This is a genomic window from Dietzia sp. B44, from assembly GCF_014145245.1.
GTDB classification, from domain to species: domain Bacteria; phylum Actinomycetota; class Actinomycetes; order Mycobacteriales; family Mycobacteriaceae; genus Dietzia; species Dietzia natronolimnaea.
The window spans coordinates 3,254-6,560 of record NZ_JAALEF010000379.1; the positions used below are offsets into that span (position 1 = coordinate 3,254).

Sequence of the window (3,307 nt, forward strand, 5' to 3'; positions counted from 1 at the left end):
GGAACCCGCCACCGTCGGCGGGTGACGAGACGAGGAGACCTCACCATGACCACCGTTCTCGCCTCCACGCCGCAGGGTGCGCCCGATGTGGCCGCGGGCCCGTCCACGGACACCCCGGCTCCCGGGCGCGGCTCTGCCGGCCGTCGTCGCCCCCGCCGCCGGACCACCTGGCTGCGCTGGCTCAGCCCCGTCGTGCTGATCCTGATCTGGCAGATCGCCGGCGCCACGGGCATCCTGCCGGAGCGGATCCTTCCCGCTCCGCAGCTCATCGCCTCCTCCGCCCTGGAGCTCATCGCCTCCGGCGAACTCGCGGACGCGTTGGCCGTCTCGAGCGTCCGCGTGGTCCAGGGGTTCGTCCTGGGGGCCGTGGCCGGACTCGTCCTGGGGGTGGTCGTCGGCACCTCGCGGATCGCGGACGCCCTCGTCGATCCGCCGCTCCAGATGCTCCGCGCGTTGCCACACCTCGGCCTGATCCCGCTGTTCATCCTGTGGTTCGGCATCGGCGAGACCCCGAAGGTGCTGCTCATCGCGCTCGGTGTGGTCTTCCCCATCTACCTCAACACGGCCTCGGGTCTGCGTCAGGTGGATCCCAGGCTGCAGGACATGGCGACGGTGTTCGGATTCAGCCGACGCCAGCGGCTCACCGAGGTGATCCTGCCGTCGATCGCGCCCCAGGTCCTGGTCGGCGTGCGGCAGTCGCTCGCGATCGCCTGGTTGACGCTCATCGTGGCCGAGCAGCTCAACGCCACCAACGGCATCGGCTACCTCATCATGAACGCCCGCGACTACTTCCGGATCGACGTGATCATCGTCGGCCTGGTCGTGTACGCGCTGCTCGGCATCCTCACGGACGCGGTCGTCCGCGTCGCCGAGGCCCGTGCGCTGCGCCACTACCGGTGACCACCGACCACTACCCAGGAGCCTCAGGCATGACCATCACCCTCGCCCCCGCGGGCGCGCTGCGAGGTGTCACCCGCAGTTTCGGCGACACCGTCGTCCTCCGAGATCTCGATCTGACCATCCCCCGCGGCGACATCGTCGCGCTGCTCGGTCGGAGCGGGAGCGGCAAGTCCACCGCGCTGCGAATCCTCGCCGGACTGGACCGGGAGCTCGACGGCGGGAGCGTCCACATCGAGGGCCCCCCGGCCGTCGTGTTCCAGGACTCCAGACTGCTGCCCTGGCGCACCGTCGCCGAGAACGTCAGGCACGGCCTCAACCGGGTCGACGTCGGACGCGGGGAGAAGACCGCCCGGGTCACCGGGATCCTCGCCGAGGTGGGGCTCGAGGGTCGTGAGGGCGCCTACCCGGGGGAACTCTCCGGCGGGCAGGCGCAGCGGACCTCGCTCGCCCGGGCGCTCGTCGCCGAGCCCTCGCTGTTGCTCCTCGACGAGCCCTTCGGCGCGCTCGACGCCCTCACCCGCCGGACCATGCACCGCCTCCTGCTGCGGCTCTGGGCCCACCACGGGCTCGGGGTCCTGCTGGTGACCCACGACGTCGACGAGGCGGTGGCGCTGGCCGACCGTGTGCTCGTCCTGGACGACGGCGTCGTCGGCCACACCGAGACCATCGACCGACCCCGCGGCGGGGGCGAGACGAGCCACCACCGCCGCTGCCTACTCGACGCGCTGGGCGTCGACCACACAGACGAGGACTACTCGATATGACCACGACACTCTCCCCGATCCACCGACGACCCGCGATCGGTGTCGCGCTGCTCGCGCTGGCGTTGATCGTGCTGCTCGTCGGCGCAGGATGCGCCACCCGCGATTCCGAGGCCGAGGCACCCGTCCCCGACCGCGTCGACCTCGCGGGTCTGTCCGACCTCGTCCTCCGGGTGGGCGACCAGAAGGGCGGCACCCAGGCCCTGCTCACCGCGGCGGGCCAGCTCGACGACCTGCCGTACGAGGTCGAGTTCTCCACGTTCACGTCCGGACCGCCGCAGGTGGAGGCGCTCAACGCAGGGCGGATCGACGTGGCCGTCACCGGTAACACCCCGCCGGTGTTCGGCGCGGCCGCCGGGGCGCGGGCGTCGATCGTCTCCGCCTACGCCAACGGCGGTGAGGGAGATCAGATCCTCGTCCCCGGGGACTCGTCCGTGCAGACCGTGGCCGACCTGGAGGGCAGGAAGGTCCTGGTGGCCAAGGGGACCTCCGCCCACGGGCATCTCCTTCTCCAGCTCCGCAGGGCCGGAGTCGCGCCGGAGTCCGTCGAACTGGTCTTCCTCCAGCCGGCCGAGGCGGGTTCCGCGTTCTCCCGCGGCGACGCCGACGCGTGGGCCATCTGGGATCCGTACACGGCCATCACGCAGACCACCACCGACGCCCGGACCATCGCGACCGCGGCGGAGGCGTCCAACGGATTCTGGTTCGGGCTCGCCTCCCACGACGCTCTCGCGGACGCGCGCCGCCAGACCGCGATCGCCGACTTCCTGGTCCGGCTGGCCGAGGCGGGAACCTGGACGGAGGAGAACCCGGCGCAGTGGGCCGCGTTCTACGGCGAGGCGGTGGGATTGACCCCCGAGGCCGCCGAGCTCTCGCAGAGTCGCAGCACCCGCCGGCCGGTGGCGCTGGCGGAGACGGTGGCCGGCGAGCAGGAGCTCGCCGACGTCTTCACCGAGGACGGGCAGATCGCCTCCGTCGACGTGGACTCACTGGTCGACGACAGGTTTCAGGACGTGCTCGGGCCGGTGGTCGGTCCGCTCCCCGGGTGATCGCGGGCCGGGCACGCCCCGGTCCAGCCGGTGAGTGGGGCGGGTCCGGTCAGGCGGAGGGCGAGACGTCCACCACGACGTCGAACTCGAGGAGGGTGGCCCCCTCGGCGACGGGCTTGGCGTGCTGGCCGGCGTGGGCGGTCCGGGCGTCGCCGTCACGCCATGCGGCGAAGGACGCCTCGTCCTCCCAGGTGGTCACCACGAAGTAGCGCTCCTCGCCGGCGGTGGGGCGCAGCAGTTGGAAGCCGAGGAAACCGGGGGAGTTCTCCACGGTGTGGGCGCGCTCGGCGAACCGGCGCTCGAGCTCGGCGCCGGCCTGGGGCGGCACGGACAGGGCATTGATCTTGACGACGGCCATGGGGGTGAGACTACGCTTCGCCGCCGGGGTCCCGGCCGGTCAACCCGGCAGCGAGTACACGTCCCCGGCGCGCACCATCAACCCGTCGGCCACCAGCGAGTCGAGTGCGCGTCCGCGCTGGACCGGGTCGGGCCACACCGCGTCCAGACGGTCCCGGTCGGCGGTGCCGTCCCCGTCGCGCAGGACGTCGAGGAGCAGACCGCGCACCTGGCGGTCGGTCCCGGCGAAGGTCTGGGTCC

The 3,307-nt window shown here is 72.3% G+C and carries 4 protein-coding genes and 1 pseudogene; 3 read left to right on the forward strand and 2 right to left on the reverse strand.

Annotated elements, in window-relative coordinates; all coding sequences use genetic code 11:
• Positions 1-45: 45 nt before the first annotated feature.
• The 3 genes from G6017_RS12375 to G6017_RS12385 are packed head-to-tail and all read left to right on the forward strand — an operon-like array spanning position 46 to position 2,710.
• Complete coding sequence (locus G6017_RS12375) at positions 46-900, forward strand: ABC transporter permease (protein ID WP_182617611.1); 855 nt, start codon at positions 46-48, stop codon at positions 898-900.
• Between the two features lie 29 nt (positions 901-929).
• The gene (locus G6017_RS12380; protein ID WP_182617613.1) at positions 930-1,664 is read left to right on the forward strand and encodes an ABC transporter ATP-binding protein; all 735 of its coding nucleotides are present in this window, start codon (positions 930-932) and stop codon (positions 1,662-1,664) included.
• Entirely contained in the window at positions 1,661-2,710 is a 1,050-nt protein-coding gene (locus G6017_RS12385) for an ABC transporter substrate-binding protein (protein WP_182617615.1), read from the forward strand. The genes G6017_RS12380 and G6017_RS12385 overlap by 4 nt, the downstream gene beginning before the upstream one ends.
• Before the next feature lie 49 nt (positions 2,711-2,759).
• On the opposite strand, the gene G6017_RS12390 is transcribed toward G6017_RS12385, so the two are convergent.
• The gene (locus G6017_RS12390) at positions 2,760-3,068 is read right to left on the reverse strand and encodes an antibiotic biosynthesis monooxygenase family protein (RefSeq protein ID WP_182617617.1); all 309 of its coding nucleotides are present in this window, start codon (positions 3,066-3,068) and stop codon (positions 2,760-2,762) included.
• A gap of 39 nt (positions 3,069-3,107) precedes the next feature.
• A pseudogene (locus tag G6017_RS12395) lies at positions 3,108-3,307 on the reverse strand (A/G-specific adenine glycosylase); the annotation flags it as partial.

Excerpts from the sequence above, each read along its gene's own strand:
- G6017_RS12385 (WP_182617615.1), top strand. The coding sequence starts at position 1,661 with ATGACCACGACACTCTCCCCGATCCACCGACGACCCGCGATCGGTGTC.
- G6017_RS12380 (WP_182617613.1), top strand. The coding sequence starts at position 930 with ATGACCATCACCCTCGCCCCCGCGGGCGCGCTGCGAGGTGTCACCCGC.
- G6017_RS12375 (WP_182617611.1), top strand. The coding sequence starts at position 46 with ATGACCACCGTTCTCGCCTCCACGCCGCAGGGTGCGCCCGATGTGGCC.
- G6017_RS12390 (WP_182617617.1), bottom strand. The coding sequence starts at position 3,068 with ATGGCCGTCGTCAAGATCAATGCCCTGTCCGTGCCGCCCCAGGCCGGC.